Below are 26447 nucleotides of genomic sequence, written 5' to 3' on the forward strand. Positions count from 1 at the left end.
AGCGAAATCGCTGGTAGACTCTGCAGGTTTGCGCGCGCGCTGAGCGCGCGCGATCGACACCGCGGTCCGGAACGGCCGGATTCGCGGGAGAACCGGATGCCCCGGCATCCGTGGTTCGACGAAAGGAAGAAGAATGGCACCGAAGAAGAAGGTGACCGGCCTGATCAAGCTTCAGATCAACGCCGGTGCAGCCAACCCGGCGCCGCCGATCGGCCCCGCGCTCGGTCAGCATGGCGTCAACATCATGGAGTTCTGCAAGGCGTACAACGCCGCGACCGAGTCGCAGCGCGGCAACGTCATCCCCGTGGAGATCACCGTCTACGAGGACCGCAGCTTCACGTTCATCCTGAAGACCCCGCCGGCCGCTGAGCTCATCAAGAAGGCTGCGGGCGTCCAGAAGGGCTCGAAGACGCCTCACACGGTCAAGGTCGCCAAGCTCACCAAGGAGCAGGTGCGCCAGATCGCCGAGACGAAGCAGCCCGACCTGAACGCGAACGACCTCGAGGCCGCCTCGAAGATCATCGCCGGCACCGCCCGTTCCATGGGCATCACGGTCGAGGACTGAGGGGGAGAATAACCATGGCTACCAAGTCCAAGGCCTTCCAGGCCGCTGCCGCCAAGATCGAGGCGGACAAGTTCTACACGCCCACCGAGGCTGTCGCCCTCGCGAAGCAGACCGGATCGGCGAAGTTCGACTCGACCGTCGAGGTCGCGCTCAAGCTCTCGGTCGACCCCCGCAAGGCCGACCAGATGGTGCGCGGCACCGTCATCCTCCCGCACGGCACGGGCAAGACCGCCCGCGTCATCGTGTTCGCGACGGGTCCGGCCGCTGAGGCCGCGATCGCCGCGGGTGCGGACGAGGTCGGCGGCGCCGAGCTCATCGAGAAGGTCGCCGGCGGCTGGACCGCGTTCGACGCGGCCGTCGCGACGCCCGAGCTCATGGGCCAGGTCGGTCGCCTGGGCAAGGTGCTCGGCCCGCGCGGCCTCATGCCCAACCCGAAGACCGGCACCGTGACCCCCAACCCGGCCAAGGCCGTGGAGGAGATCAAGGGCGGCAAGATCGAGTTCCGCGTCGACAAGCACGCCAACGTGCACTTCGTCGTCGGCAAGGCCTCGTTCTCGGCCGAGCAGCTCGACGAGAACCTGAAGGCCGCGCTCGAAGAGATCGTGCGCCTCAAGCCGTCCAGCTCGAAGGGCCGTTACATCCAGAAGGGCGCCGTGTCGACCACGTTCGGCCCCGGCATCCCGCTGGACGTCAACACGCTCGTCTGACGCTTCGACAAGCTCAGCGACCTTTCACCGGTCGCACCGAAGGCCCCACCCGCTCGGGTGGGGCCTTCGTCGTTCGACGACGCGTCGTGCACAGAATCGGAATTGCGGGGCCGACACGCCGGATGACGGATGCCGCGGCCCGGCGTGTCGAGCAGAACTTCCGATTCTGTGCGCCGCCCCGCCGTCGCCCGGGGCGGCGGGGCGGGAGTAGCGTCGGACGCATGGTCGCCACGCTCCAGGATCTGTTCGGCATCGACGCGCCGATCGTGCTCGGTCCCTTCGGCGGTCTCTCGTCGATCGAGCTCGCGGCGGCGGTGAGCGATGCCGGGGGCCTCGGCTCGTACGGACTGTACGGCTATGCGGCCGACCGCATCAGCGACACCATCGCGGCGCTCCGTTCGGCGACCTCGCGCCCCTTCGCGGTCAACCTGTGGCTGCCGACCGGCGACGAGATCACCCCCGGCGAGGTCGACCTCGCGCCGGCGATCGCGGCGGTGGCGCCGCTGTTCGACGAGCTGGGCCTCGCGCACCCCACGCCGCCGATCGAGTTCCTGCCCGACCTCGACTCCCAGCTGACGGCCGTGCTGGATGCCGCGCCCGCGGCGCTCAGCGTGGTCTTCGGCGTCCCCTCCGAGCGGCTGGTCTCCGCGGCTCACAGCCGCGGCATCCGGCTGATCGGCACTGCGACCACGGTGGCGGAGGCGGTCGCCCTCGATGCGGCCGGAGTGGACGCGATCGTGGCGACCGGCGCCGAGGCGGGCGGGCACCGCGTCTCGTTCCTCCGGCCTGCGGAGCAGTCGCTCGTCGGAACATTCGCACTGGTGCCCCAGGTGGTCGACGCCGTCGACGTGCCCGTGATCGCGGCCGGCGGCATCGCCGACCGGCGCGGCGTCGCCGCGGCGCTCGCGCTGGGTGCGTCGGGCGTGCAGGTCGGGTCCGCCTTCCTGGGGACGAGGCAGTCGGCCGCGACCGAAGCGCACCGGCAGGCCATCGCAGGCGCCGCCGACACCGGCACCGTGCTCACGCGGGCGATGAGCGGAAGGCTGGCGCGCGGCATCCCCAACCGCGCGATGCGTGAGATCGAGACGACCGGCGTGATCCTCCCGTTCCCCGCCCAGAACTGGCTCACCGGGCAGTTCCGCGCCGAGGCGGGGCGCCGCGGCGACGGCGACCTGGTCTCGCTGTGGGCCGGCCAGGCGGCCGCGCTTTCGACGAGCGACGACGCCGCCGAGGTCTTCGCCGAGCTCGCGGCGGGACTCGGAGGGTGAACCTGCTTCCGCTCCTGCGGAAGCAATGCGGCGTAACGAAGCGACCTCGAGCGGCGAGGGCCGTGTTTGACTGGAGAGTCACCCCGGCGCCGCGCCCGATCGGCGCAGCGCCTTGCACACACGCCACCCCACCAGGAACAGCACCATGTCACGCCGCAGCATCTCCCTTCTCGCTCTCGCCGCCACCACCGCGCTCGCCCTCACCGCCTGCAGCTCGGCAGCGCCCGAGCCGACCGAGTCCGCCGCCGCGGGCGACGACTTCGGCCTCGTCACCGACGGCACGCTGACGGTCGCGACCGAGGGCACGTATCCTCCCTTCACGTTCCACGACGAGTCCGGCGACCTGGTCGGATTCGACGTCGAGATCGCCGAGGCGGTCGCCGACAAGCTCGGCCTCGAGATCGTCTTCCAGGAGACGCAGTGGGATGCGATCTTCGCGGGGCTGGACGCCGGCCGCTTCGACGTCATCGCCAACCAGGTCTCGATCAACCCGGAGCGCGAGGAGAAGTACCTCTTCAGCGAGCCGTACACCGTGTCTCCCGGCGTGATCGTCGTGCCCGAGGACGACGACTCGATCTCGAGCTTCGACGACCTCGCAGGCAAGACGACCGCCCAGTCGCTCACGAGCAACTGGTACGAGCTCGCACAGACCAGCGGCGCCAACATCGAGGCCGTCGAAGGTTGGGCGCAGGCCGTCGCGCTGCTGCAGCAGGGCCGCGTGGACGCCACGATCAACGACAACCTGACGTTCCTCGACTACGAGAAGAACGAGGGCCCGACGGGTCTCAAGATCGCCGCCGAGACCGACGACCCCGCGTACAACGCGTTCGCCTTCACGCAGGACAAGGAAGCGCTCGTAAAGGCCGTCGATGAGGCGCTGGCCGAGCTGCGCGAAGAGGGCGTGCTCGCCGAGATCAGCGACACCTACTTCGGCGCAGACGTCACGCAGTAGACCTCGAGCCGTCGCCCGCCCTACCGTGGGGCGGGCGACGGCGTTCTCCGACGCCCGGAGGGAGGACCCTCGATGACTTCGTTCTCGACGCTGCTCGTCCCCGCGCTCGCAACGATCGCGGCGGCCGACGTCGATTCCGGCAACGAGATCTGGAATCTCGTCGTCGACTCGTTCTGGCCGTTGCTGCTGGCGGGACTGACGGGCACGATCCCGCTCGCGCTCTCGTCGTTCGCGATCGGCCTCGTCCTCGCGCTGCTGGTGGCGCTGATGCGCATCTCGTCCAACCCGGTCGTGTCGAACATCGCGCGCTTCTACGTCTCGGTGATCCGCGGCACGCCGCTGCTCGTCCAGCTCTTCGTGGTGTTCTACGGGCTGGGGTCGATCGGTCTGGTCATCGATCCGTGGCCAGCCGCGATCATCGCGTTCTCGCTCAACGTCGGGGGCTACGCGGCCGAGGTCATCCGCGCGGCGATCCTCTCGGTGCCCAAGGGCCAGTGGGAGGCGGGGCACACCGTCGGGTTCTCGCACACGACGACGCTGCGACGGATCATCCTGCCCCAGGCGGCTCGCGTGTCGGTGCCGCCGCTGTCGAACACCTTCATCTCGCTGGTCAAGGACTCCTCGCTCGCGTCGCTGATCCTCGTGACCGAGCTCTTCCGCCGCGCGCAGGAGATCGCCGCGTTCACGTACGAGTTCATGGTGATCTACCTCGAGGCGGCGCTCATCTACTGGCTCTTCTGCCTCGTGCTGTCGTCCGGCCAGAGCGCCATCGAGAGGAGGCTCGACCGCTATGTCGCCCACTGATCCCCACGAGCCCGTCGACCCGCGCGAGCCCGTCGACCCGCGTGAGCCCGTCGACCCGCATGAGCCCGTCGACCTGCATGAGCCCGTCGACCCGCGTGAGCCCGTCGACCGCTCCCCGCACGTCGATCCGGCTGCGGGCGACGCGCTCGCGCCGCCCACTCCGGCGGACGACCGGGCCCTCCTGCGCGTCGCGGGGATCACGAAGAGCTTCGGCACGAACCGCGTGCTCGACGGCGTCGGTTTCGAGGTGCGCCGCGGCGAGGTCGTGGTGCTCATCGGGCCGAGCGGCTCGGGCAAGACCACCGTCCTGCGCTCGCTGAACGGACTCGAGACGCCTGATGCGGGCACCCTGAGCTTCGACGGCGGACCCGAGATCGACTTCTCGGCCAAGGTCTCGAAGGCCGACCGCCTCGCGCTGCGGGATCGCTCGGCGATGGTCTTCCAGCATCACAACCTCTTCCCGCACCGCACGGTGATCCAGAACGTGCTGGAGGGTCCGGTGTACGCGCACCGTGTGCCGAAGGCCGAGGCGACGGCTCGCGCCGAGGCGCTGCTGGAGCGGGTCGGGCTGGCCGAGAAGCGGGACGCCTTCCCGTTCGAGCTGTCCGGCGGACAGCAGCAGCGCGTCGGCATCGTCCGCGCCCTCGCGCTCCAGCCGTCGCTGCTGCTGTTCGACGAGCCCACCAGCGCCCTCGACCCCGAGCTGGTGGGCGAGGTGCTGCTGGTGCTCAAGGAGCTCGCCGACGAGGGCTGGACCATGGTGATCGTCACGCACGAGCTCGGGTTCGCGCGGCAGGTCGCGGACGAGGTGCTCTTCTTCGACGAAGGGGCGATCGTGGAGCGTGGCACGCCGAAGCAGCTCTTCACCGACCCGCAGCACGAGCGCACCCGCCGGTTCGTCGACCGCATCCTGCGTCCGCTCGAGGAATGACGACCGGTCGAGCACGCGGCCGGTCACGCCGTCGGTCGCACCTCGAAGCCGCGTTCGCCGGTGGGCGCGGCATCCGTCACCGTCGCCTCGGCGACGCGCGAGCCGGGCGGCCCCTCCGCCATCCAGGCGAGCACTTCGTCGACCGCGGCGTCGGTGCCCTCGACCTCGGCCTCCACCGACCCGTCGCGGCGGTTGCGCGCCCAGCCGGCGGCTCCGGCCTCGCGCGCCACCATGCGCATCGTGTAGCGGTAGCCGACGCCCTGCACCTCGCCCCGGACGATCACGTGCACGCGTCTCATGGCTCCATCGTGCACCGGCGGGGCTGTCGCGGGCGAGTGCCGGATGCCAGGATGCGTGCATGGGAACCGTCGACGAACTCCTGGCCGGACTCGATGACGCCGACCGGCCCTCGGTCGAGCGCATCTATGCGATCGCGCGCGAGGAGGCGCCCGATGCTGAGCAGGGACTCGGATACGGGATGCCGGCGCTGGTGTACCACGGAAAGCCGCTGGTGTCGGTGATGAGGGCGAAGAAGCACATCGGCGTGTACCCGTTCAGCCCGGAGGCGGTGTCGGCGGTGGCCGGGGCGCTCGACGGTCATCCGGGAATCGGGCTCGACAAGGGCACGATCCGCTATCAGCCGGAGCACCCACTGCCCGACGGTGTCGTGCGCGCGCTCGTGATCGCCCGCAAGGAGCAGATCGAGCGCTGACCGCGCTGACCCGCTGACCCCGCTGGCCCGCTCTCCTCGGCGCGAGCGTGGTGCGGGCGCCTGTCCGGATCAGGCGACCGTCGGCAGCACCAGAGAGACGCCCAGCGCGATCATGACGACCGCGATGACGCCGTCGAGGATGCGCCACGCGCGAGGGGTCGACAGCCAGCGTCCGAGCAGACGCGCGCCGAACGCCAGTCCGAAGAACCAGAGCACGCTCGCCGACATCGCGCCGGCCGCGAACAGCCAGCGGTCGTCGCCGTGCGTGTTGGCGACCGTGCCGAGCAGGAACACGGTGTCGAGGTACACGTGCGGGTTGAGCCACGTGAGGGCGAGGCACGTCAGGATGACGGGCAGCAGGCGGGTGCGGGTCGACGGCGTCGCGGCCGTTCGGACATCGCTGCGCACACCGGATGCCGCGGCTTCGGGCGCGACGAAGGCGCCCACACCGCCGTCAGCGTGAGCCGCGGCGCGGTCCGCGTCGCGAGGCACGTCCTCACCGGCACCGAGCACCTGTCCCGACGGCTTCAGCGCGCGGCGCGCCGCGAGCACGCCGTACGTGACGAGGAAGAGCGCGCCCGCCCACCTCACCGCGTCGACCAGCCACGGCACCGCCTGCAGCACGAAGCCGACGCCCGACACCCCCAGCAGGATGAGCAGCGCGTCCGAGATCGCGCAGATGGCCGCGACCGCGAACACATGCTCACGGCGCAGACCCTGCCGGAGCACGAAGAGGTTCTGCGCGCCGATGGCGATGATGAGCGAGAAGCCGAGGCCGAGGCCGGCCAGAACGGGGGTGAGCACTCTTCGACGCTAGGTTCGGTACCACCCGTAGTCCAGCTCATGGATCTTCAGTACCATTAGCCGGACTGAAGATGCGGATCCCGTTCGAGCTCGCCGAGACCCTGGCCGTCGTCGTCGACGAGGGCACCCTCGATGCGGCCGCCCGGCGGCTGCACGTCACCCCCTCGGCGGTCAGTCAGCGCATCAAGGCGCTCGAGGAGCAGCTCGGCCGGCTCGTGCTCGTGCGCTCGAAGCCGGTGCGCCCGACCGAGGCGGGCATGTCGGTGATCCGGCTCGCACGCCAGACAGCGCTGCTCGAGCACGACGCGCTCGCCGAGCTCGGGGCCGACAGCGAGGACGCCGCGCTCACGAGCGTGGCGCTTGCGGTCAACGCCGACTCCTTGGCGACGTGGTTCCTCCCGCCCCTCGCGCGCCTCGCGGAGCGGCATCCGGTGGTCTTCGACCTCCACCGCGACGATCAGGACTTCACCGCGGGCCTGCTCGAGTCGGGCACCGTGATGGGCGCCGTGACCTCGCGCGCGGCGCCGGTGGCCGGGTGTCGCTCGTCGGTGCTGGGCGCCATGCGCTACGAGGCTGTGGCGACGCCGGCGTATGCCGAGCGGTGGCTCGCCGGAGACCGGGAGGCGGCACTGAGCGAGGCGCCGCTGGTGGACTTCGACCGGCGCGACGACCTGCAGAACGAGTGGCTGTCGCGGCAGGGCGTCGATCCGGCGCGGCCGCCGCGGCACTATGTGCCGGCGTCGAACGACTTCGCCACCGCGGTCCGACTGGGCCTCGGCTGGGCGATGCTGCCGCGGTTCCAGTCGCACGAGGCGCTCGAGCGCGGCGAGCTGGTGCTCCTCGGCGGTCCGCCGGTCGATGTCGTGCTGCACTGGCAGCAGTGGAACCTGCGCTCGCCCCTCCTCGACGCGATCGCCGACGCGATCGTGGCGGAGGGCCGCCGCGTGCTCACCTCCACGTGAACCGAGGACGGGCGGGGCGCGGGGGATCAGCCGTCGCTGACCCGCAGCACGACCTTGCCGCGCGTGTGGCCGGTCTCGATCGCGCGATGCGCATCGGCCGCATCGGCCAGGTCGAACACCTGCTCGATGTACACCTGCACCGATCCCGAGTCGAGCAGCCGGGCGATGGTCGCGAGGGCTCCGCCGTCGGGGATCACCTTGTACGACGTCGCCCGCACGCCGGCGTCCGCGGCGGCTTCGGCGTAGCCGGGCCAGGAGCCGGTCGGCACCAGCACGTAGAGCCCGCCGGGCCGCAGCACTTCCAGCGACCGCGTGCCGGTGTCGCCTCCGACGTTGCCGACCAGGTCGATCACGGCATCCACTTCGCCGACCACCTCGTCGAACCGCGTCGTCGTGTAGTCGATCACGACGGCGGCCCCGAGCTCGCGCAGCCACGAGGCGTTGCGCCCCGATGCCGTCACGGTGACGTGGGCGCCGAAGTACGCGGCGAACTGCACGGCGAAGTGCCCGACGCCGCCGCTGCCGGCGTGGATCAGGATCCGCTGGCCCTCGTGCGCGTGCGCGGTCTCGACGACGAGGCCCCACGCGGTCAGCGCGGCCAGCGGAACGCCGGCCGCCTCGACGTGCGAGAGCGAGGCGGGCTTGCGCGCGACCGACAGCGACGGCGCCACGACGTACTCGGCGTACGAGCCTGACGTGCGCGGGAACGACGCCATGCCGAACACCTCCGTGCCGGCCGGAAACTGATGCGCCTCGTACGGGCTCTTCACCACGATGCCGCTGAAGTCGAAACCGGGCGTCGCGGGGTAGCGCTCGATGGCGGCCGAGACGCCGGCGCCGCCGCGCGTCTTCGCGTCGATCGGGTTGACCCCTGCCGCGACGACGCGCACGAGCACCTCGCTGATGACGGGGGAGGGGACGGAGACGGATGCCGCGCGCAGCGCGTCCGGATCGCCCGGCGCGTCGAACGCCACGGCCCGCATCTCGGCGGGCGGCTCGGCGACGGGCACCAGGGTCGACTCGGGGGTCGATCGCAGCGGTCGGATCCTCATCGCACTCTCCTTCCGCGGGCGCACCGTCATCGGCACAGAACTGAACCCCGTGAGGACAGTCAACCGTGCGTTCGTCTCGGCCGTGTTACGCCGGTGCTACGTCCCTGACCCGTGCGCGCTGGGATACCAGACATCGCACTCCGGCGGAAAGCGCACAGCGGGTCGCGCACCGCGGGGCGCGGCATCCGTCTCCGTCCCGCGGCCCGTCATCGGAGAGTCGTGCGGGCGCCGGAGCGCCGCGACCGCGGAGTCAGGCGCGCGCGGCGCGCAGCTCGACCGCGGCGGGGGACAGCACCTGCTGCGTGACCATGATGGCCGCTCCCAGCACGCCGGCGGTGTCGTCGGCCTGGGACTGGACGATCCCCAGGTGCTGCGTCGCGAGCGGGATGGAGCGCCGGTACACGACCTCGCGGATGCCCGCGAGCAGGTGCTCGCCGGCGCGCGCGACACTGCCGCCGATCACGATCACCGAGGGGTTCAGCATGTTGACGACCGTCGCGAGCACCTCGCCCACCTCGCGGCCCGCCTGGCGCGTCGCGGCGATGGCGGCCGGGTGGCCCGCCCGCACGAGTGCCACGACGTCGGAGCTGCCGGTGGCCTCGATGCCCTGGGCCCGGAGGTCGGCGGCGATGGCGGTGCCGCTCGCGATGGCCTCGAGGTCGCGCTGGTCACCCGGAGGACGAGGGGAGTCGCGGCTGTAGGGCACCTGGACGTGGCCCATGTCACCTGCCGAGCCCTGCGCGCCCCGCTGCAGGGCGCCGCCGGAGATGAGGCCGGCGCCGATGCCCGTCGACACCTTGACGAAGATGAGATCGGCGACGCCCGGCCAGCTGAGCGCCTGCTCGCCGAGGGCCAGGATGTTCACGTCGTTGTCGACCAGCACCGGCACGTCGAAGGTGCGCTGCACGTAGTGCGGCACGTCGAAGCGGTCCCAGCCGGGCATGATCGGAGGATTGGTGGGGCGACCTGTCGAATGCTCGACCGGTCCCGGCACCCCGATGCCGATCCCCATCACCTGGGAGGCCGCGATGCCCTGGCGCTCGAGCAGGCTCGCGCCCTCGGCGATCACCGAGTCGAGCACCGGCTCGGGGCCTTCGGCGATGTCGAGCGGATGGGTGTTGGCGGTGAGGATGTTCGCCGCGAGATCGGCGACGGCGACCGTCGCGTGCGTCGCGCCGAGATCAACCGCGATGATCACGCCCGCCAGCGGGTTGAAGGCGACTCGGGCGGGTGGCCGTCCTCCGGTCGAGGCGGCTTCGCCCGCGGGGCGTACGAGACCCGCGGCCAGCAGCGCGTCCACCCGACTCGACACGGTCGAGCGGGCGAGCCCGGTGAGGGTCGCGAGCTCGGCCTTCGTGCGCGCGCGGCCGTCGCGGAGGATCTGGAAGATCTCGCCCGCTCCGGTGCTGCTCGCGGCTCCGCTGCCGCGCATCGCGTCGACCATGGCGACAGTAAAGCACAGGCCTTCTGCCCATCGGCGTGGCGACTTAAGATCACGACCAGATCACTTTTGACGAAGCACTAGCAAAAGTCGGCGGTTGCGTGACATGATCGCGGCATGACTACGGAAGTCATCGACATCGGCGTCGGCACCGTTCGCACGGGATTCGTGGGCGGCGGCTTCATGGGGCGCGTCCACGCCGCGGCGGCCCGCCGCGCAGGCGCCCGCCTCACCGCCGTGGCCTCCTCGAGCCGCACACGGGCCGAAGCCGTGGCGCGTGAGCTCGGGGTGGAGCGGGTGGAGGATGACGCCGACGGCGTGTTCGCGGCATCCGATGTCGACGTGGTGCACATCTGCACGCCCAACGCGACCCACGCGACGCTCGCCGCGGCGGCGCTCGCCGCCGGCAAGCACGTCGTGTGCGAGAAGCCGCTGGCGACCTCCGCCGCCGACGCACGAGACCTCGCGCGCGAGGCCGAGGCGTCGGGCGTGGTCGCCGCCGTCCCGTTCGTCTACCGCTACCACCCGATGGTGCGCGAAGCCCGCGCCCGCATCGCCGACGGGCGCATCGGCACCCTCCTCACCCTGGACGCCGCGTACCTGCAGGACTGGATGCTGCGGCAGCAGGACGACGACTGGCGGGCGGATGCCGCAGCCGGCGGTCCGTCGCGCGCCTTCGCCGACATCGGCTCGCACCTGTGCGACCTGATCGAGTTCGTCACCGGCGAGCGGATCGTGCGCCTGTCGGCGCGCACCCGCCGCGTGTTCGACGAGCGCGCGGGCCGGACCGTCTCGAACGAGGACGCCGCCGCGCTCCTCGTCGAGACCGAGTCGGGCGCGCTGGGCACGCTGCTCGTGTCGCAGATGGCGCCCGGCCGCAAGAACGCGCTGGTGCTCGAACTCCACGGCACGCGTCGCAGCATCCGCTTCGACCAGGAGCGGCCCGAGGAGCTGTGGATCGGAGCGCGCAAGGGTTCGCGCCTGGTGCTGCGCGACCCGGCGACCGCCCGCGCCGACTCGGCTCGTCTGCAGTCCGTCCCCGCGGGGCACCCGATGGGCTACCAGGACGCGTTCGACAACTTCGTGGCCGACGTCTACGCCGCCATCGGCGGCGCCGAGCCCGACGGCCTTCCGACCTTCGCCGACGGCCTGCGCGCGGCGGTCCTCACCGAGGCCGTGCTCGAGTCGGCACTCACCCGCGACTGGATCGAGGTGCCGGCATGACCGACACGATGCTCGCCGACACCCCGGTGCCTCCCACCGGCCCCGACGTCGTGCTCCGCGCACGCGGCGTCTCGAAGTCGTTCTTCGGCGTGCGCGTGCTGTCCGACATCGACCTGGACGTGCGTCGCGGTGAGGTCCACGGGCTGGTCGGCGAGAACGGCGCGGGCAAGTCCACGCTGATGAAGATCCTGGCCGGCGTCCACGACGCCGACACGGGCTCGGTCGAATTCGAGGGCCAGCCCGTCGCCTTCCACCACCCGCGCCAGGCGATGGACGCCGGGCTCGTCACGGTCTTCCAGGAGTTCAACCTGCTGCCCGAGCGCACGGTCGCGCAGAACGTCTTCCTCGGGCGCGAGCCTCGCAAGGCGGGCTTCGTGGACAAGAAGGGCATGGAGCGCCGCACCCGCGACCTGCTCGAGGGACTCGGCGTCGCGTTCATCGATCCGGGCGCCCGGGTGGGCTCGCTCACCGTGGCCGAGCAGCAGATCGTCGAGATTGTGAAGGCGCTGTCGTTCGACGCCCGTGTCATCTCGATGGACGAGCCCACGGCTGCCCTCAGCGACCACGAGGTGGAGCTTCTCTACGCCATCGTCCGCAAGCTCACGGCGCGCGGCGTGGCCGTCATCTACGTGTCGCACCGGCTGAAGGAGATCTTCGATCTCTGCGACACCATCACGATCCTGAAGGACGGCTCGCTGGTGTCGACGGATGCCGCAACCGCCCTCACCGACGCCGAACTGGTCCGTCGCATGGTGGGCCGCCCGCTGCAGTCGTACTTCCCGGGCCCGGTCGAGGGCACCACGCTCGGCGAGCCGCGGCTGCAGCTCGAGGGCTGCGGCAACGAGTACGTCGACGGTGTCTCGCTCACCCTCCGCGCGGGCGAGATCGTGGGGCTCGCGGGTCTGCAGGGATCCGGCCGCACCGAGCTCGTCGAGGGCGTCTTCGGCGTCCACGGCTTCACGCGCGGGTCGATGATCATCGACGGCCGCTCGGTGAGCTTCGCCAGCCCGAGGGCCGCCGTCAAAGCCGGGCTCGCGCTCGTCACCGAGGACCGCAAGGCGCAGGGCCTCGCGCTCGGCCAGTCGGTGCTCGACAATGCGCTCCTCGTGGTCCGCAGCGTGTTCGCGGGCCGCACGGGCGCGTCCCGCCGAAGCGTGCCCGGCATCCTCAGCTCGCTCGAGGTGTCGTCGCGCGGCGTCGACCAGGAGGTGCGCTTCCTTTCCGGCGGCAACCAGCAGAAGGTCGTGCTGGCGAAGTGGCTCGTCACCGATCCGCAGATCGTGCTGTTCGACGAGCCGACACGCGGCATCGACGTCGGCGCGAAGGTCGCGGTGTACCAGCTCATGCGCCAGCTCGCCGCCGAGGGCAAGGCCGTGCTGATGGTCTCGAGCGAGCTGCCGGAGGTCATCGGCATGAGCGACCGCATCCTCGTCATGCGCGACGGTGAACTCGCCGCCGAGCTTCCCGCGGGATCGGCCGAGCACGAGGTGCTCGCCGCCGCCACCGGCTCGGCGCCGGCGCCCGCCGGCACCGACTCCAGCCCGGCGCCCGCCGGCACCGGCACGGCGCCCGCCGCCACCGGCCCGGCGCCCGCCGGCTCGGGCCCGGCGCCCGCCGCCACCGGCTCGGCGACGGCACCCACCGGCACCGACTCGGGCCCGGCGCCCGCCGGCTCGGGCGCGGCAGCGCCCGGCGCCGACATCGCCGATCCGCGCCTCGACGACGACGGGAGCAGGCCGTGAAGCGCCTCCGCATCGACTCCACGGTGATCGTGCTCGGCATCCTGATCCTCGTCATCGCGGTCGGAGCCGTCCTCGTCGCCACCGTGGGGCGCAACTTCTTCAGCCCCGGCAACATCCGCGACATCCTCACGGGCATGAGCGTGCTCGGCCTGGTCGCCATCGGTCAGACCCTCGTGATCCTCGGGGCGTCGCTCGATCTGTCGGTGACGTACGTGATGAGCCTCGCGAGCCTCATCGCCGCCACCACGATGAACGGCAACGCCGCCAACATCCCGTGGGCCGTCACCCTCACGCTGCTCGTGTGCGCGGCCATCGGTCTCGCCAACGGTCTCATCGTGACGGTGCTCAAGGTGAACGGCTTCATCGCGACGCTCGGCGTCGGGCTCATCCTGCAGGGGGTGCTGAACACGAACTTCCAGGGGAGCGCCGGGTCGGTGCCGTGGGCCTTCCAGCTCATCGGCGCGTCGGGCGTCGGGCCCATCCCGGTCTCGACGATCATCATGATCGCCCTCGCGGTGCTGGTGTGGTTCCTCCTCGACCGCACGCGCACCGGAGCCCACCTGTTCGCGGTCGGGGGCGACCCCGAGGTCGCGCGCCTGTCGGGCGTGCGCACCCGCCCGCCGCTGATCGCCGCACACGTGCTGTGCTCGGTCTTCGCGGGCCTGGCCGGCCTGCTGCTCGCGAGCCGTCTCGGTGTCGGCAGCCCGACAGTGGGTCAGCAGGGCGGCTACGCGCTGCTGTCGATCGCGGCCGTCGTGCTCGGCGGCACCCTGCTGCTGGGCGGCCGCGGCTCGGTGTGGGGCACCATCGGCGGCGTCGCGATCTTCGCGGTCGTCGACAACGTGATGAGCGTCATGCAGGTCAACCCGTTCCTCAAGGACGTGGTGCGCGGCGTCGTCATCGTCGCGGCGGTCGCCGTCTACAGCCGCCGTGCGATCGTGCGCCGCCGCACGCGGTTCGGGCCGGGCGGCACCAGGACGGGCGGAGATGCCGAGGCCGAGGCGGCCGCACCGGCGATGGCCGCGGCATCCCACGCCCTCGAGGCGGAGGCCGATGCGGCCGAAGGCGGCGCGGCGACGCGAGGAGGCGCGCGATGAGGTTCTTGAAGACTCTCGTGAGCCCGCGCGGAGCGGTGTTCCTGCTGCTGGTGATCCTGCTGATCGCCATCATGGTGCTGAACCCCAACTTCGCCGATCCGGGCCAGATCATGCGCTACATCCAGCGCGTGGCACCCGTGGCCATCGTCGCGATCGGACAGTACTTCGTCATCATCGCGGGGGAGTTCGACCTCTCGCAGGGCTCCCTGATCACCGCCCAGGTGATCGTGGCGGGCAACCTCGTCGGTCAGGATGACGCCCGCACCGTGCCGGTGCTGTGCCTCATGATCGTGTTCGGCCTGTTCATCGGGCTGGTGAACGGGCTCCTGACGACGCTGCTGAAGGTCCCCTCGTTCATCGTGACGCTCGGCATGATGCTCGCCCTCCTCGGCCTGGTGCTGTGGTGGACGGGCGGCGCCGCCACCGGCAACCCCGCCGACAGCTTCCGCCAGATCGGCCGCGGCGGCATCCGCGACCTCCCGCTCATCGAGTTCCTGCCGTGGTCGGTGCTCATCCTGGCCGCCTGGCTCGCGCTCGGCATCTGGGTCACCAAGCGCCCGCTCGGCAAGCTTCTCATCGCGATCGGCGACAACGCGCGCGCGACTCGCTATTCGGGTGCACGGGACTGGTGGGTCACCACGCAGGCCTTCATGATCTCGTCGCTGTCGGCGACCGTCTCGGCCGTGCTGCTCGTCGGGTACGCCGGCGTGCACCCCTCCGTCGGCCGCGGCTACGAGTTCGTCGCGATCACGGCCGTCGTGCTCGGCGGCGTGGTTCTCGGCGGCGGCCGAGGCTGGATCGTCGCCGCCGTCGCGGGCGCCTTCGTGCTCGAGGCCCTGTTCCTGCTGCTGAACATCGCCGGCGTCCCGGCGTCGCTGCGCGACGCCGTCCAGGGCGTCATCATCATCGCCGCCGTCGCGTACTCGGGTCTGGTCTTCCGGTCCCGCAGGCGTGGCGGGGCCCCACCGACCTCTCCCTCCCTGGGGAAGGAACCCGACGCGCCCGATGGCGCCGAGGAGTCGTCCGCAACACCGGCCCTCGCAGGCGAGGGCGCCGCACAGAACGACAGGAGCTAGCAATGCGACGATCAGTGAAGATCGCCACCACCGCGGTGGCGCTCGTCGGTCTCTTCGCCCTCGCCGGGTGTACGACCGACCCGAACGTGGCCCCACCCGACTCCACGGCCGAGCCGACCGAGGACGCCGGTCCCAACGAGTGGTTCGACCAGGAGCTGTTCGACACCCAGATGGCCCAGCGCGAGGTCGTGCCCGAGGGCCCCGAGGACGAGCCGTACCTGCAGTACATCGACGCCGAGATGGTCGACACGGCGCAGTACGCGAGCACCGGTGCCAAGAAGGCCTGCTTCGCGAACGCGTCGATCTCGAACCCGTGGCGCCAGACCGGCTGGATCACCATGAACCAGCAGCTCGAGGTGCTGCAGGAGCAGGGCGTCATCAGCGAGATGGAGACGCGTGACGCGCAGGACTCCGACGACACGCAGATCGCCGACATCGACTACTTCATCGCCGAGGGCGGCTGCGACGTCTTCATCATCTCGCCGAACAGCACGGCCGCGATGACTCCGGCGGTGGAGCGCGCGTGCGACACCGGCAAGCCGGTGATCGTGTTCGACCGCGGCGTCGAGACCGACTGCCCCGTCACGTTCATCCACCCGATCGGCGGATTCGCGTGGGGCATCGACACCGCGCAGTTCCTCATCGACAACCTCGAGGAGGGCGACAAGGTCGTGGGCCTGCGCATCCTCCCGGGCGTCGACGTGCTCGAGCAGCGCTGGGCGGCGGCCGAGAAGATGTTCGCCGACGCGGGCATCGAGGCGGTCGACTACTTCACCGGTGCCGACCCGGCCGAGATCAAGAGCATCATCAGCGACGAGCTCGCGAAGGGCGACGTGGCGGGCATCTGGATGGATGCCGGTGACGGCGCCGTCGCCGCCATCGAGGCGTTCGAGGACGCCGGCGTGGACTACCCCGTCATGACGGGTGAGGACGAGATGAGCTTCCTGCGCAAGTGGAAGGAGACGGGCCTGACGGGCCTCGCTCCGGTCTACTCGAACTTCCAGTGGCGCACCCCGCTGCTGGCGGCGCAGAAGATCTTCGCCGGCGAGCAGATCCCGAAGGAGTGGGTGCTCCCGCAGAGCCCGATCACGGCGGAAGAGGTCGACCAGTACCTCGAGGCCAACGACGGCATGCCCGACGGCCACTACGCCAAGTTCGGCGGCGAGAACCTGCCGGGCTACCCCGAGGTCTGGCAGGAGCGCCAGATCCCGTAACCCCGGCGTTTCGTCTCGCTCGTTCCTCGCTCGCTCAACGACCGGTCTCGGTCGTTGAGCGAGCGAAGCGAGACGAAACGCGCCGTCTCGGACAGGAGCACGCATGCAGCGCACGATCGGCGTCAACACCTGGGTGTGGACCTCGCCGCTGACCGACGAGTCGCTGGCCGCGCTCGCGCCGAAGATCGCCGGCATGGGATTCGGTGCCATCGAGCTGCCGCTCGAGAACGCGGGGGACTGGGATGCCGCACGTGCGCGTGATCTGCTCACCTCGCTGCAGCTGCAGCCCGTGGTGATCGGCGCGATGGGGCCCGGACGCTCGCTGGTCGACCGGGCGGGGAACGTCCCCGCCACCCAGGCGTATCTCCGGACGTGCCTGACCGCGGCGCGCGAGGTGGGGGCATCCGTCGTCGCCGGACCGTTCTATTCGCCCACCGGCGTGACCTGGCGCATGACGCCCGACGAGCGCACCGATGTGGTCGCGCAGCTGCGCCGCAACCTCGAGCCGCTCGTCGACGAGGCGGCGGCCGACGGCATCGCGCTCGCCGTCGAGCCGCTCAACCGGTACGAGACCAGCGTCATCAACACCGTCGAGCAGGCGCTCGAGGCGCTGGCACCGCTCTTCGGAGCCGGCCTCGGGCTGGCACTGGACACCTATCACCTCAACATCGAGGAGAAGCGACCGGATGCCGCGATCCGGGCCACCGCCGGGCGCATCGCCCACGTGCAGGTGTGCGGCAGCGACCGCGGCGCCGTCGGCGACGATCACACCGACTGGCCTGGCACTCTGGCGGCGCTCGACGACGCCGGGTATGAAGGCATCCTGGGGCTGGAGAGCTTCACCGGCGAGAACGCCACCATCGCCGTCGCGGCGTCGGTGTGGCGCCCGCTGGCGGCGAGCCAGGACGATCTGGCGGAGCGGTCGCTGCGGTACCTCACGGGACTGCAGAACGGTCACTGACCGCTCCGCAAAAACCCGATCGATCCCCGGACCGAACGACCCGAGGTGTCGCGATACGGGCGCAGAGCGCCCGCGACAACCGGCCGCAACCGGCGTATGCGAAGATCACGACCAAGCAAGGGAGCTGAGATCATGGCCGAGCACCCCGTCACCCTGTTCACCGGGCAGTGGGCGGACCTGCCGTTCGAGGAGGTGGCACGCCTCGCAGCGGAGTGGGGCTACGACGGACTCGAGATCGCGGCATCCGGCGATCATCTCGATCTGAAGCGCGCAGACGAGGACGATGCCTACGCGGCGTCGCGGCTCGAGGTGCTGGACCGCCACGGCCTGAAAGCCTTCGCCATCTCGAACCACCTCGCCGGCCAGGCGGTGTGCGATGCGCCGATCGACTTCCGGCACCAGGCGATCCTGCGCGACTACGTGTGGGGCGACGGCGATGCCGAAGGCGTGCGGCAGCGCGCGGCGGAGGACATGAAGCGGTCCGCGAGGGTCGCGCGCAAACTCGGCATCGACGTCGTGGTCGGCTTCACCGGCTCGTCGATCTGGCCGTACCTGGCGATGTTCCCGCCCGTGCCCGGCGAGGTCATCGAGGGCGGCTTCGAGGACTTCGCCGCCCGCTGGAACCCGATCCTCGATGTCTTCGACGGTGAGGGCGTGCGCTTCGCGCACGAGGTGCACCCGGGCGAGATCGCCTACGACTACTGGTCGAGCGTGCGTGCGCTGGAGGCGATCGGGCACCGCGAGGCGTTCGGGTTCAACTGGGACCCGTCGCACATGATGTGGCAGAACATCGACCCGGTCGGCTTCATCTGGGACTTCCAGGACCGCATCTACCACGTCGACTGCAAAGACACGCGGCTCCGGCCGCGCAACGGACGCGCCGGGGTGCTCGGCTCGCACCTGCCGTGGGGCGACCCGCGGCGCGGGTGGGACTTCGTCTCCACCGGCCACGGCGACGTGCCCTGGGAGGACTCGTTCCGGGCGCTCGATGCCATCGGCTACACCGGCCCGATCTCGATCGAGTGGGAGGACGCCGGCATGGACCGCCTCCACGGCGCCGCCGAGGCGGTGAGCTTCGTCCGCTCGCTGCTGTGGCCGCCGCCGACGGCCTCGTTCGACGCCGCCTTCAGCAACCAGTGATGCGGAAGACTCGCAGCATGCCGATTCAGCACACCGTCGTCTTCCGTCTCTCGCACGCACCGGGTTCGCCGGAGGAGGCGGCGTTCCTGACCGATGCGCGCGCCGCCCTCACCTCGATCCCCGGCGTCGAGGACTTCCGGGTCAACCGGCAGGTGAGCCCGAAGAGCGACCTCGCGCACCAGTTCTCGATGGTGTTCGCCGACGATGCCGCTTACCAGGCCTACAACGACCACCCGACGCACGTGGCGTTCGTGGCGGAGCGGTGGGTTCCCGAGGTGGCGTCGTTCCAGGAGTACGACTTCGTCGAGGCCTGAGTCGCGAGGCTCGAGCTCTGGCCCCGTCCGCGGGGCGCCGGGCGGGCGCTCAGTCGGCCGGGCGCTCAGTCGGCCGGGCGCTCGCCGAGCGTGAGCGCGTGCAGCAGCCGGGTCAGGTTGAGGATGTCGTCGACCGGCCACTCCTCGAGCGCGTCGACGAGCAGGCTCTCCTGCGGCGCGCGCGCCTCGGCGAGTCGCTCGAGCCCGAACGGCGTGGGGGAGAGCAGGCTCGACCGGCCGTCGTCGGGGTCGGGCGTGCGCTGGATCAGGCCCAGCTGCTCGAGCTCGCGCACCGTGCGGCTGATCTGGCCCTTGTCGGACATGAGCGACTCGGCGAGGGCCGAGAGCGTGATGCCCTCGCGCCGCACGATGGTGGTGAACACCTTGTACGCCCCCGGCAGCATCCCCGGGCTCACGCGGTTGGCGTTCTCGGTGATGATCCGCCGGAAGCGGTTGATCAGCTCCCCGAACTCCGCCTCGAGGGCGCGCACCGCCTCGGTGCGCGCCGCTCGAGTGTCGTGGGAGGTCATCGTGTTCGACATTATCGCCGGGTGACGGATGCCTCGTCCGCCGCGTCGTCCGACGATGCGGCGGCACCGGGGGTCGAGCCGCGGGTCGTGGCATCCGTGTCCACCGTGGCGGTGGCCGTCAGCGTCTCCATGCCCTCGGCGACCGAGACCGTCGCCAGGTCGGCCTCGCTCGCCTGCACGCGCTCGCTCGTGGTCATGCGGGTGAGCGGCTTGTTGGGCAGGAAGATGATCGCGATGAGGCTGATCACGGCCAGCGGCACCGCGATGAGGAACGAGTGGGCGATGGCCTGGGCGTAGATGTCCTCGACGATCACGCGGATCGACTCGGGCAGCGCCGAGACCTGCGGGATGGTGCCCGACGCGAGCTGCTGGCCGATCGCGGCGCCCTTCTCGCCGAGCGCCATGAGGGCCGCGCCGATGTCGTCCTTGCGGTCGGCGAACAGGTCGGTCGCCGAGGTCGCGAGGGCCGCGCCCATCACCGAGACGCCGATCGTGCCGCCGAGGCTGCGGAAGAACGTGACGCCCGAGCTCGCGACGCCGATCTCGCTGGGCTTCGCGGTGTTCTGCACGATGAGCACGAGGTTCTGCATGGTCATGCCGACGCCCGCGCCGAGCAGGAACATGTAGAGCGAGACGAGCACGAAGTTCGTGTCGTAGTGGATGGTCGACAGCAGGTACGAACCCGCGATCAGCAGGACGCCGCCCACGATCAGGTACGGCTTCCAGTGGCCGTGGCGGGTGACGAGACCGCCGATCACGATCGACGAGAGCAGCAGGCCGGCGATCATCGGGATGGTCATGAGACCCGCCTCGGTCGGCGTCGCGCCGCGCGCCAGCTGCATGTACTGGCTGAGGAAGACCGAGGTGCCGAACATCGCGATGCCGATCGAGATCGACGCGACGACAGCGAGGGTGAAGGTGCGGTTGCGGAACATCGTGAGGGGCACGAGCGGCTCCTTCGAGCGCAGTTCGACGATCACGAACAGCACGGCCGCGAGGAGCGCGCCGCCGACCATGAGGATGGTCTCGGTGCTCCACCAGTCGTAGTCCTTGCCGGCGTTGGTCACCCAGATGAGCAGCAGCGACACGGCGGTCGACAGCAGAACGATGCCGAAGTAGTCGATGCGCGCCTTGGTCTTCGGGCGCGGCGGCAGGTGGAGCGTCCGCTGCATCATCACGAGCGCGGCGACCGCGAACGGCAGCGCGATGAAGAAGTTCCAGCGCCAGTCGATCGTGTCGGTGATGAAGCCGCCGAGGAGCGGACCGCCGACGGTCGCGACCGCCATCACGGCGCCGAAGAGGCCCATGTACCGGCCGCGCTCGCGCGGGCTGATGATGTCGGCCATGATCACCTGGCTGAGCGCGGCGAGACCGCCGGCGCCGATGCCCTGCACCGCGCGGAAGGCGATGAGCGTGCCGGGATCCTGCGAGAACCCGGCCGCCGCGGTGGCGAGCACGAAGATCACGATCGCGATCTGGATGAGCAGCTTGCGGTTGAACAGGTCGGCGAGCTTGCCCCAGATCGGGGTCGAGATCGCGGTGGTCAGCAGGGTCGCGGTCACGACCCACGTGAACGCCGCCTGGTCGCCGCCCAGGTCGTGGACGATCACGGGAAGCGAGGTGGAGACGACGGTCGACGCGAGCATCGACACGAACATGCCGAGCAGCAGGCCGGTGAGCGCCTGCAGCACCTGGCGGTGCCGGCGCTTGTCGGCGGCGGTGCCCTCGGCGGTGGCGACCGACCCGGTCGCGGGGGTGGACGTGGCCATAGAAGTCCTTTGAACGAGGAGTGGGAGGTGGGTTCGCGGCGACAGCGGCGCGGAAGAAGGTTGACATGAGTCAACAGTTGATTCAGGTCAACGATACGCCGATGGTTGATGTGTGTCAACTATCGGCGTATCGGGTGGTGGTGTCGCGATGAGGAGGCGGACGACGACGGCGTTGACGGATGCCGCGGCCTGCGGCATCCGTCACCCTCTCGCGAGAGCGCAAGATGGAGGGGTGTTCAGTGTCGAACTGCTTCCGGATCCCGAGCTCGACCGCGCGGTGCGCGAGGACTGGGACCGCCTGCTCGGAGCCGACCTGCCGAGCTCAGGGCGCAACCCTGCGCCGAGCAATCGGCCGCACCTCACCCTCGCGGTGCGAGACGGACTCGAGCCCTCCGCCTTCGCCGGCATCACCGACATGCTCCCCATCGCGGTCGAGCTCGGGGGAGTCGTGATCCTCGGCCACAGGAATCGCTACGTGCTCGCACGTCACGTCGTCGTGACCGCACCGCTCCTGGCGGTCCACCGCACGGTCGCCGAGCTGGCCGGCACCCCGCAGCCGCACTATTCGAACACCGGAATCGATCGCTGGACCCCGCACATGACGCTGGCGCGCGGGCTCACCGCCGAACGGCTGGCGAAGGCGATGCGACTGATCCGCGCTCCGAACCTCATCGGACAGGCGATCGGCGCACGAGTCTGGGATGCCGACGCCAGAACGGTCACGATGCTCGACTGAGCGGCCTCAGTCCGCGAGTGCGAGTGCGCGGAACGGCTCGCGCGGCAGAGCGGGCGGCTGCGGCATCCGTGTCGGCTGCTGCCGTGCTCTCATCGTTCGCAGATACAGCTCGTCGATGAGTGCGGTCGCCAGGCGCACGAGCTTGGCGATCTCGGCCTCGTCGCGGTCGACCCAGGCGCAGCGTGGTTCGTCGTCCACCGGCACGAAGCCGTCGTGCTGCTCCCACGCCACGAGCGTGCGCTCCGCGCCGAGGACGTGCTGCTGCCACCACACCTGCCGCAGATAGGACCGGGGGATGCTGCGCCACTCCTTGTTGGTGGTCTTGATCTCGGCGAGCGTGATGCGGCCCCCGGAGTCGACCGTGATGCCGTCGGGGGTGGCGAGATGCCGCTTCTCGACGACGGCATGGAACAGCGCCGAAGAGGGGAGGATGCCGTGCGTCGCCGCGACCCACGATGCGATCTCGGGCTCGCGCGCGCGGCCGTGGGCGGTATAGGCGTTTCCCGAGAACCCCGAGCCGAGGAGCTTGGCGTCGGCCGCGCGGGCGATCGCCTTCTCGGAGGTCAGGGTCGCGACGTCCGTCGCCGTGATGCCGCGCGATCGCGCGCGCACCCAGGCCACGCGGTCGCGCGAGTCCGCGACGATGCGGGCGGCGACCTCCGGTGCCTGCGCCGCAAGCCCGGAGGGGCGCGCGGCGGAGTGCTCGGGGTTCACTCCTCGAGGCTACGCCGCCGAGACGACATCCGCCGACTGCGACGCGCGCTCGGCGGTCGGCCCCGGCGGCGGTGCCCGCCGTTTCGCCGGGGCGTTCGCGGACGGGGTTGCGCTGAACCGGGGCGGTGGCATCCTCGGGTTCATGGACACCATCACCTCCCGCGAGTTCCGCGCGTTCCCCGGTGTCGAGGACTGGCGTCCCCGGGTCACCGGCGCGTTCGCGCTCTTCCGCACCGGCACCTTCGCCGCCGGCGCTCAGCTGTTCGCCGCGATCGCCGAACTGGCCGAGGCGGCCGATCACCACCCCGACGTCGACGTGCGCTACTCCACCGTGCGCGTGCGGCTGCTCACCCACTCCGCCGGCGGGCTGACGGCCAAGGATGCGGCGCTCGCTGCGCAGATCTCCGACGCTGCCCGGGAACTCGACATCCCGGCGGTCACCGATCGCATGCAGGAGCTCATGCTCGCCGTCGCCACGACCGACGCGAGCGCCGTCCTGCCGTTCTGGAAGGCGGCGACCGGGTTCAAGGAGCTCCGCGACGGCGTGCTCTACGACGCCGGCGGGCGGGGGCCCCTGATCTGGTTCCAGCCCCTCGACAAGCCGTTGCGCGGGAAGTCCCACCTCGACGTGAATGCGCCGCGCGACGTGATCGAGAAGCGCCTCCAGGCCGCGCTCGACGCCGGCGGAGTGCTGGTCGACGACTCCCACGCCCCGGCGTGGTGGACCCTCGCCGACGCCGACGGCCACAAGCTTGACCTCAGCCCCTGGCGCTGATCCGACCGCCTCTCTGGTGCACTCCCGCGGCGTCCCTCCCTCTGCTGTCGACATCGCGGTTTCTCGGCGAGCAACCACATCGTCGGCGCCGACGCCATGGTTACTCGCCGAGATCGAGCGATCTCGGCGGAGTCCGGAAACGGATGCGGCCGCCTGGGGGAACGGGATGCCGCGCCTCTCGCCATTCGGCGTGGCGATCCACTCCTCCCCAATCGACTTGTATTGCAGGGGTGCGCGATCGCCACCACAGAAGTGCGCAGGAAGAACCCAGGGGTCCTCGGGGCGTGCCATCGTGCACGGATGCCTCGCCACATCAGCTTCGAGGACGCGCGTCGTGCCGTCCTTACCCGAGAGCGGCTGGAACGCAATCGGTGGAGCGACAGGGACATACGACGTGCGTTGGCGGGTGGCAGCCTTTTGCGACTCCAGCGGAACCGGTACGTTCTCGACGCGGACTGGACGGACCTGTGGCCAGAGTCCCGGCATCGCCTCGAGGTGGCAGCAGCTTTCGGCGAGATGCGTGGCGGCGGCGCGGTCGCTTGCCACGAGTCCGCCGCGGTGCTGTGGGATATCCCGCTGCTTCGTCACGTCCCCGGCGCCGTCCATATGACCATCCCCGGCGAGAAGCATGTGTCCAGCCGCAGGGGTCTTCGCCGCCACCTGGACGGACTGCCCGAGGATGACGTGACGACGCGCCACGGCATCCGCACGACGACGCTCGACAGGACCCTGTTCGATCTCGCACGCACGCTCAGCTTCGAAGCGGCGGTCGCCGCGGTGGACGCCGGTATACGGCAGGTGGCGTTTCATGGCCGTGACTACCGCGAGGGCGTCGCAGAGGATTGGCGCGAGCGCATGTTGGTCCGCGTAGCGCGACACAAGGGAGTACGCGGAATCCGGCAGGCGCGGGCGGTGGTCGAGTTCGCCGATGGTCGCGCCCAGTCACCCGACGAGAGCCTCGCCCGAGTCCATCTGCGCACGCTCGGATTTCAGCGACTGAGGCTCCAAGTGCCGGTTCGTGGTCCAGAAGGCCAGACTTTCCGCGTCGACATCGAGATCGAAGACGTGCGGAGCTTCCTCGAGGTCGACGGCCTGGGCAAGTACGAAGATGTGGCGCTGAGATCGGGTCGGACGCTCGAGCAGGTGCTCCTCGACGAGAAGCGCCGCGAGGACTGGATCCGCGGCCGCACACAGCAGAGGTTCGTCCGGGCTGAGCACAGTCATCTGCGTTCCGCCGCGTCACTCGCTGCACGCCTCAGCGCGTTCGGCATCCGCACCCCGTAGCGGCCGCGTGTCCACGCGCCGCAGCGCCGCCGGCTCGTCGATTACGCGGTTCCTCGGCGAGCAACCACCCTCTGAGCGGCGATGACGTGGTTGCTCGCCGAGAGAGTGCGATGTCGGCGGGCGTAGTGGCGCGACATCGGGCACGCAGCACCGGGGCGGAGGCGATTTGGCGGAAGCGGGGGCTTCGCGTACCCTTGAGGGAGCCGAAGACCGCCGGTCATCGACGTGCGTGCGAACGCATGGAGATCGAAGCTCTGCAACGCAGGGGCCCGCGCAGGTGTCACGAACGATTCTCCTGGATTCAGGAATCCCGCTCCGTGCGCTTGCGCCGGAGCTTTTTTGTTGCCGTGAAGAGATGAGATGACCGGATGCCTCCGGCCGGCGCCCCGCCACCGCGGAGCGTCTCATTCACACAAGGAGTGGCCATGGCGCAGAAGGAAGCATCGGTCGCCGAGCTCACGAAGAACTTCGAGGACTCGACCGCCGTTCTGCTGACCGAGTACCGCGGTCTGACGGTTGCCCAGCTCAAGGAGCTGCGCAACAGCATCCGTCAGGACGCGGAATACGCCGTGGTGAAGAACACGCTGACCAAGATCGCCGCGAACAACGCGGGGATCACGTCGCTGGACGACGACCTCAAGGGTCCGTCTGCCATCGCGTTCGTGCACGGTGACCCGGTCTCCGTCGCGAAGGGTCTCCGTGCCTTCGCCAAGGCACACCCTCTTCTCGTGATCAAGGGCGGTTTCTTCGACGGAAACCCCCTGAGCGCTGACGAGGTCAACAAGCTCGCCGACCTCGAGAGCCGTGAAGTCCTGCTGGCGAAGCTCGCCGGCGCGATGAAGGCCTCGATGACCAAGGCGGCATACGTCTTCAATGCGCTTCCGTCGAAGGCCGTCCGCACGGTCGACGCGCTGCGCGAGAAGCAGGAGTCCGCGGCCTGACAAGGGCCCGGCTAGGCAAAACCACAATCAAGGAGAAACATCATGGCAAAGCTCAGCACTGAGGAGCTGCTCGACGCGTTCAAGGAGCTCACGCTCATCGAGCTCAGCGAGTTCGTCAAGGCGTTCGAGGAGACCTTCGACGTCACCGCCGCCGCCCCGGTCGCGGTTGCCGCTGCGGGTGCCCCCGCCGGTGCCGCTCCGGAAGAGGCCGAGGAGAAGGACTCGTTCGACGTCGTCCTCGAGGCCGCCGGCGACAAGAAGATCCAGGTCATCAAGGTCGTGCGCGAGCTCACCTCGCTCGGCCTCGGTGAGGCGAAGGCCGTCGTCGACGGTGCTCCGAAGGCCGTCCTCGAGGGCGCCAACAAGGAGACCGCCGACAAGGCGAAGGCCGCCCTCGAAGAGGCCGGCGCGACGGTTACCCTCAAGTAATCTCGTTCCTTCACGAAGGCCCCGGGTGCTCCGCATCCGGGGCCTTCGTCGTGCCCGGGGCCCGTTTCTCCGGGATTTCATCAGGTGAGACTGCGTATTCCGCGAAATCCCTTTCTCACGGTTTGATCTCGGTCGAGGCCTGATTTCACTGGGGACTTGCGCTCCGGCATCCGTTCTGGCAACAATGAGAATGCGCATTCCAGAAAGCGCATTCTCATCACTCGAAGACGAGACCGGAGGATACGGTGACGACGACGCACCGCCCCAGGACACGGCCGGACGGCCGTGGCAGCGGAGCAGCCG

Annotated in this window: 28 protein-coding genes; 21 read left to right on the top strand and 7 right to left on the bottom strand. The window is 70.3% G+C overall.

All coding sequences use genetic code 11. From position 1 onward, the window contains the following. Window positions 1-133 precede the first annotated feature (133 nt). From rplK to IM770_RS06475, 6 genes are all read left to right on the top strand, one after another. A complete protein-coding gene (rplK, locus tag IM770_RS06450; protein WP_076679785.1) occupies window positions 134-565 on the top strand; it encodes a 50S ribosomal protein L11 in 432 nt (143 codons plus the stop codon). A gap of 14 nt (window positions 566-579) precedes the next feature. Beyond that, the gene (rplA, locus tag IM770_RS06455; RefSeq protein WP_203580300.1) at window positions 580-1272 is read left to right on the top strand and encodes a 50S ribosomal protein L1; all 693 of its coding nucleotides are present in this window, start codon (window positions 580-582) and stop codon (window positions 1270-1272) included. Window positions 1273-1493: 221 nt separating this feature from the next. Further along, entirely contained in the window at window positions 1494-2540 is a 1047-nt protein-coding gene (locus tag IM770_RS06460; protein ID WP_203580301.1) for an NAD(P)H-dependent flavin oxidoreductase, read from the top strand. A 145-nt stretch (window positions 2541-2685) separates the two neighbouring features. Then, window positions 2686-3492, top strand: coding sequence for an amino acid ABC transporter substrate-binding protein (locus tag IM770_RS06465; protein ID WP_203580302.1), 807 nt, complete (start codon window positions 2686-2688; stop codon window positions 3490-3492). A gap of 72 nt (window positions 3493-3564) precedes the next feature. Then, entirely contained in the window at window positions 3565-4296 is a 732-nt protein-coding gene (locus tag IM770_RS06470) for an amino acid ABC transporter permease (RefSeq protein ID WP_203580303.1), read from the top strand. Continuing rightward, window positions 4283-5227: an amino acid ABC transporter ATP-binding protein gene (locus tag IM770_RS06475; protein ID WP_307785386.1), complete on the top strand. Its 945-nt coding sequence runs from the start codon at window positions 4283-4285 to the stop codon at window positions 5225-5227. The genes IM770_RS06470 and IM770_RS06475 overlap by 14 nt, the downstream gene beginning before the upstream one ends. Before the next feature lie 23 nt (window positions 5228-5250). Here the strand turns inward: IM770_RS06475 and IM770_RS06480 are convergent, their stop codons facing one another. Further along, window positions 5251-5526, bottom strand: a complete 276-nt coding sequence (locus IM770_RS06480; RefSeq protein ID WP_203580304.1) for an acylphosphatase — start codon at window positions 5524-5526, stop codon at window positions 5251-5253. 59 nt (window positions 5527-5585) lie between these two features. Between IM770_RS06480 and IM770_RS06485 the strand changes: the two genes are divergently transcribed. Beyond that, window positions 5586-5939, top strand: a complete 354-nt coding sequence (locus IM770_RS06485) for an iron chaperone (RefSeq protein WP_203580305.1) — start codon at window positions 5586-5588, stop codon at window positions 5937-5939. 69 nt (window positions 5940-6008) lie between these two features. Here IM770_RS06485 and IM770_RS06490 read toward each other — a convergent pair whose 3' ends face one another. Further along, window positions 6009-6743 (bottom strand): LysE/ArgO family amino acid transporter, encoded by a 735-nt coding sequence (locus IM770_RS06490; protein WP_203580306.1) that lies wholly within the window; start codon window positions 6741-6743, stop codon window positions 6009-6011. A 71-nt stretch (window positions 6744-6814) separates the two neighbouring features. Here IM770_RS06490 and IM770_RS06495 point away from each other — a divergent pair, with 71 nt between their 5' ends. Beyond that, on the top strand, window positions 6815-7705 hold the full coding sequence (locus tag IM770_RS06495) for a LysR family transcriptional regulator ArgP (protein ID WP_203580307.1): 891 nt from the start codon (window positions 6815-6817) through the stop codon (window positions 7703-7705). Window positions 7706-7731: 26 nt separating this feature from the next. Here the strand turns inward: IM770_RS06495 and IM770_RS06500 are convergent, their stop codons facing one another. Both IM770_RS06500 and IM770_RS06505 read right to left on the bottom strand, forming a co-directional pair. After that, window positions 7732-8757 carry an NADP-dependent oxidoreductase gene (locus IM770_RS06500; protein WP_203580308.1) on the bottom strand — a complete coding sequence of 342 codons (1026 nt, stop codon included), beginning with the start codon at window positions 8755-8757 and terminating at the stop codon, window positions 7732-7734. A gap of 250 nt (window positions 8758-9007) precedes the next feature. After that, window positions 9008-10201, bottom strand: coding sequence for an ROK family transcriptional regulator (locus IM770_RS06505; RefSeq protein WP_203580309.1), 1194 nt, complete (start codon window positions 10199-10201; stop codon window positions 9008-9010). A gap of 114 nt (window positions 10202-10315) precedes the next feature. Here IM770_RS06505 and IM770_RS06510 point away from each other — a divergent pair, with 114 nt between their 5' ends. From IM770_RS06510 to IM770_RS06545, 8 genes are all read left to right on the top strand, one after another. Further along, a complete protein-coding gene (locus tag IM770_RS06510; protein ID WP_203580310.1) occupies window positions 10316-11422 on the top strand; it encodes a Gfo/Idh/MocA family protein in 1107 nt (368 codons plus the stop codon). Beyond that, the gene (locus IM770_RS06515; RefSeq protein ID WP_239065804.1) at window positions 11419-13164 is read left to right on the top strand and encodes a sugar ABC transporter ATP-binding protein; all 1746 of its coding nucleotides are present in this window, start codon (window positions 11419-11421) and stop codon (window positions 13162-13164) included. Before IM770_RS06510 ends, IM770_RS06515 begins: the two co-directional genes overlap by 4 nt. After that, window positions 13161-14261 carry an ABC transporter permease gene (locus IM770_RS06520; protein WP_203580311.1) on the top strand — a complete coding sequence of 367 codons (1101 nt, stop codon included), beginning with the start codon at window positions 13161-13163 and terminating at the stop codon, window positions 14259-14261. The genes IM770_RS06515 and IM770_RS06520 overlap by 4 nt, the downstream gene beginning before the upstream one ends. Further along, window positions 14258-15337: an ABC transporter permease gene (locus IM770_RS06525; protein WP_203580312.1), complete on the top strand. Its 1080-nt coding sequence runs from the start codon at window positions 14258-14260 to the stop codon at window positions 15335-15337. The genes IM770_RS06520 and IM770_RS06525 overlap by 4 nt, the downstream gene beginning before the upstream one ends. A gap of 2 nt (window positions 15338-15339) precedes the next feature. Beyond that, complete coding sequence (locus IM770_RS06530; RefSeq protein ID WP_203580313.1) at window positions 15340-16551, top strand: substrate-binding domain-containing protein; 1212 nt, start codon at window positions 15340-15342, stop codon at window positions 16549-16551. Between the two features lie 103 nt (window positions 16552-16654). After that, window positions 16655-17512, top strand: a complete 858-nt coding sequence (locus IM770_RS06535) for a sugar phosphate isomerase/epimerase family protein (protein ID WP_203580314.1) — start codon at window positions 16655-16657, stop codon at window positions 17510-17512. Window positions 17513-17644: 132 nt separating this feature from the next. Continuing rightward, window positions 17645-18652 carry a sugar phosphate isomerase/epimerase family protein gene (locus IM770_RS06540; protein ID WP_203580315.1) on the top strand — a complete coding sequence of 336 codons (1008 nt, stop codon included), beginning with the start codon at window positions 17645-17647 and terminating at the stop codon, window positions 18650-18652. Between the two features lie 17 nt (window positions 18653-18669). Continuing rightward, window positions 18670-18966 carry a Dabb family protein gene (locus IM770_RS06545; RefSeq protein WP_203580316.1) on the top strand — a complete coding sequence of 99 codons (297 nt, stop codon included), beginning with the start codon at window positions 18670-18672 and terminating at the stop codon, window positions 18964-18966. 65 nt (window positions 18967-19031) lie between these two features. On the opposite strand, the gene IM770_RS06550 is transcribed toward IM770_RS06545, so the two are convergent. Together IM770_RS06550 and IM770_RS06555 are read right to left on the bottom strand one after the other, a co-directional pair. After that, window positions 19032-19496: a MarR family winged helix-turn-helix transcriptional regulator gene (locus tag IM770_RS06550; RefSeq protein ID WP_203580317.1), complete on the bottom strand. Its 465-nt coding sequence runs from the start codon at window positions 19494-19496 to the stop codon at window positions 19032-19034. An 11-nt stretch (window positions 19497-19507) separates the two neighbouring features. Next, window positions 19508-21265: an MDR family MFS transporter gene (locus tag IM770_RS06555; protein ID WP_203580318.1), complete on the bottom strand. Its 1758-nt coding sequence runs from the start codon at window positions 21263-21265 to the stop codon at window positions 19508-19510. A 232-nt stretch (window positions 21266-21497) separates the two neighbouring features. Here IM770_RS06555 and IM770_RS06560 point away from each other — a divergent pair, with 232 nt between their 5' ends. Further along, window positions 21498-22001, top strand: a complete 504-nt coding sequence (locus tag IM770_RS06560; RefSeq protein WP_203580319.1) for a 2'-5' RNA ligase family protein — start codon at window positions 21498-21500, stop codon at window positions 21999-22001. Window positions 22002-22007: 6 nt separating this feature from the next. On the opposite strand, the gene IM770_RS06565 is transcribed toward IM770_RS06560, so the two are convergent. Next, complete coding sequence (locus IM770_RS06565) at window positions 22008-22715, bottom strand: YqaJ viral recombinase family protein (protein ID WP_203580320.1); 708 nt, start codon at window positions 22713-22715, stop codon at window positions 22008-22010. 142 nt (window positions 22716-22857) lie between these two features. Here IM770_RS06565 and IM770_RS06570 point away from each other — a divergent pair, with 142 nt between their 5' ends. The 4 genes from IM770_RS06570 to rplL all read left to right on the top strand — a co-directional run bounded on the left by IM770_RS06570 (window position 22858) and on the right by rplL (window position 26144). Further along, complete coding sequence (locus tag IM770_RS06570) at window positions 22858-23490, top strand: 4a-hydroxytetrahydrobiopterin dehydratase (RefSeq protein WP_203580321.1); 633 nt, start codon at window positions 22858-22860, stop codon at window positions 23488-23490. Between the two features lie 300 nt (window positions 23491-23790). Continuing rightward, entirely contained in the window at window positions 23791-24774 is a 984-nt protein-coding gene (locus tag IM770_RS06575; RefSeq protein ID WP_203580322.1) for a type IV toxin-antitoxin system AbiEi family antitoxin, read from the top strand. A gap of 425 nt (window positions 24775-25199) precedes the next feature. Continuing rightward, entirely contained in the window at window positions 25200-25715 is a 516-nt protein-coding gene (gene rplJ / locus IM770_RS06580) for a 50S ribosomal protein L10 (protein WP_109211493.1), read from the top strand. 42 nt (window positions 25716-25757) lie between these two features. After that, on the top strand, window positions 25758-26144 hold the full coding sequence (rplL, locus tag IM770_RS06585; protein ID WP_203580323.1) for a 50S ribosomal protein L7/L12: 387 nt from the start codon (window positions 25758-25760) through the stop codon (window positions 26142-26144). The last annotated feature ends 303 nt before the right edge of the window (window positions 26145-26447 follow it).

Origin of the sequence: Microbacterium hibisci (assembly GCF_015278255.1) — a bacterium.
GTDB lineage: Bacteria > Actinomycetota > Actinomycetes > Actinomycetales > Microbacteriaceae > Microbacterium > Microbacterium hibisci.

What these genes read in the sequence shown, in the direction of transcription:
- IM770_RS06500 (WP_203580308.1), bottom strand. Translation starts at nt 8,757, where the DNA reads ATGAGGATCCGACCGCTGCGATCGACCCCCGAGTCGACCCTGGTGCCC.
- IM770_RS06535 (WP_203580314.1), top strand. Translation starts at nt 16,655, where the DNA reads ATGCAGCGCACGATCGGCGTCAACACCTGGGTGTGGACCTCGCCGCTG.
- IM770_RS06550 (WP_203580317.1), bottom strand. Translation starts at nt 19,496, where the DNA reads ATGACCTCCCACGACACTCGAGCGGCGCGCACCGAGGCGGTGCGCGCC.
- IM770_RS06465 (WP_203580302.1), top strand. Translation starts at nt 2,686, where the DNA reads ATGTCACGCCGCAGCATCTCCCTTCTCGCTCTCGCCGCCACCACCGCG.
- rplA (WP_203580300.1), top strand. Translation starts at nt 580, where the DNA reads ATGGCTACCAAGTCCAAGGCCTTCCAGGCCGCTGCCGCCAAGATCGAG.
- IM770_RS06570 (WP_203580321.1), top strand. Translation starts at nt 22,858, where the DNA reads ATGGACACCATCACCTCCCGCGAGTTCCGCGCGTTCCCCGGTGTCGAG.
- rplJ (WP_109211493.1), top strand. Translation starts at nt 25,200, where the DNA reads ATGGCGCAGAAGGAAGCATCGGTCGCCGAGCTCACGAAGAACTTCGAG.
- IM770_RS06495 (WP_203580307.1), top strand. Translation starts at nt 6,815, where the DNA reads ATGCGGATCCCGTTCGAGCTCGCCGAGACCCTGGCCGTCGTCGTCGAC.
- IM770_RS06555 (WP_203580318.1), bottom strand. Translation starts at nt 21,265, where the DNA reads ATGGCCACGTCCACCCCCGCGACCGGGTCGGTCGCCACCGCCGAGGGC.
- IM770_RS06540 (WP_203580315.1), top strand. Translation starts at nt 17,645, where the DNA reads ATGGCCGAGCACCCCGTCACCCTGTTCACCGGGCAGTGGGCGGACCTG.
- IM770_RS06485 (WP_203580305.1), top strand. Translation starts at nt 5,586, where the DNA reads ATGGGAACCGTCGACGAACTCCTGGCCGGACTCGATGACGCCGACCGG.
- IM770_RS06510 (WP_203580310.1), top strand. Translation starts at nt 10,316, where the DNA reads ATGACTACGGAAGTCATCGACATCGGCGTCGGCACCGTTCGCACGGGA.
- IM770_RS06575 (WP_203580322.1), top strand. Translation starts at nt 23,791, where the DNA reads ATGCCTCGCCACATCAGCTTCGAGGACGCGCGTCGTGCCGTCCTTACC.
- IM770_RS06460 (WP_203580301.1), top strand. Translation starts at nt 1,494, where the DNA reads ATGGTCGCCACGCTCCAGGATCTGTTCGGCATCGACGCGCCGATCGTG.
- IM770_RS06515 (WP_239065804.1), top strand. Translation starts at nt 11,419, where the DNA reads ATGACCGACACGATGCTCGCCGACACCCCGGTGCCTCCCACCGGCCCC.
- IM770_RS06545 (WP_203580316.1), top strand. Translation starts at nt 18,670, where the DNA reads ATGCCGATTCAGCACACCGTCGTCTTCCGTCTCTCGCACGCACCGGGT.
- IM770_RS06475 (WP_307785386.1), top strand. Translation starts at nt 4,283, where the DNA reads ATGTCGCCCACTGATCCCCACGAGCCCGTCGACCCGCGCGAGCCCGTC.
- IM770_RS06470 (WP_203580303.1), top strand. Translation starts at nt 3,565, where the DNA reads ATGACTTCGTTCTCGACGCTGCTCGTCCCCGCGCTCGCAACGATCGCG.
- IM770_RS06530 (WP_203580313.1), top strand. Translation starts at nt 15,340, where the DNA reads ATGCGACGATCAGTGAAGATCGCCACCACCGCGGTGGCGCTCGTCGGT.
- rplK (WP_076679785.1), top strand. Translation starts at nt 134, where the DNA reads ATGGCACCGAAGAAGAAGGTGACCGGCCTGATCAAGCTTCAGATCAAC.
- rplL (WP_203580323.1), top strand. Translation starts at nt 25,758, where the DNA reads ATGGCAAAGCTCAGCACTGAGGAGCTGCTCGACGCGTTCAAGGAGCTC.
- IM770_RS06480 (WP_203580304.1), bottom strand. Translation starts at nt 5,526, where the DNA reads ATGAGACGCGTGCACGTGATCGTCCGGGGCGAGGTGCAGGGCGTCGGC.
- IM770_RS06505 (WP_203580309.1), bottom strand. Translation starts at nt 10,201, where the DNA reads ATGGTCGACGCGATGCGCGGCAGCGGAGCCGCGAGCAGCACCGGAGCG.
- IM770_RS06525 (WP_203580312.1), top strand. Translation starts at nt 14,258, where the DNA reads ATGAGGTTCTTGAAGACTCTCGTGAGCCCGCGCGGAGCGGTGTTCCTG.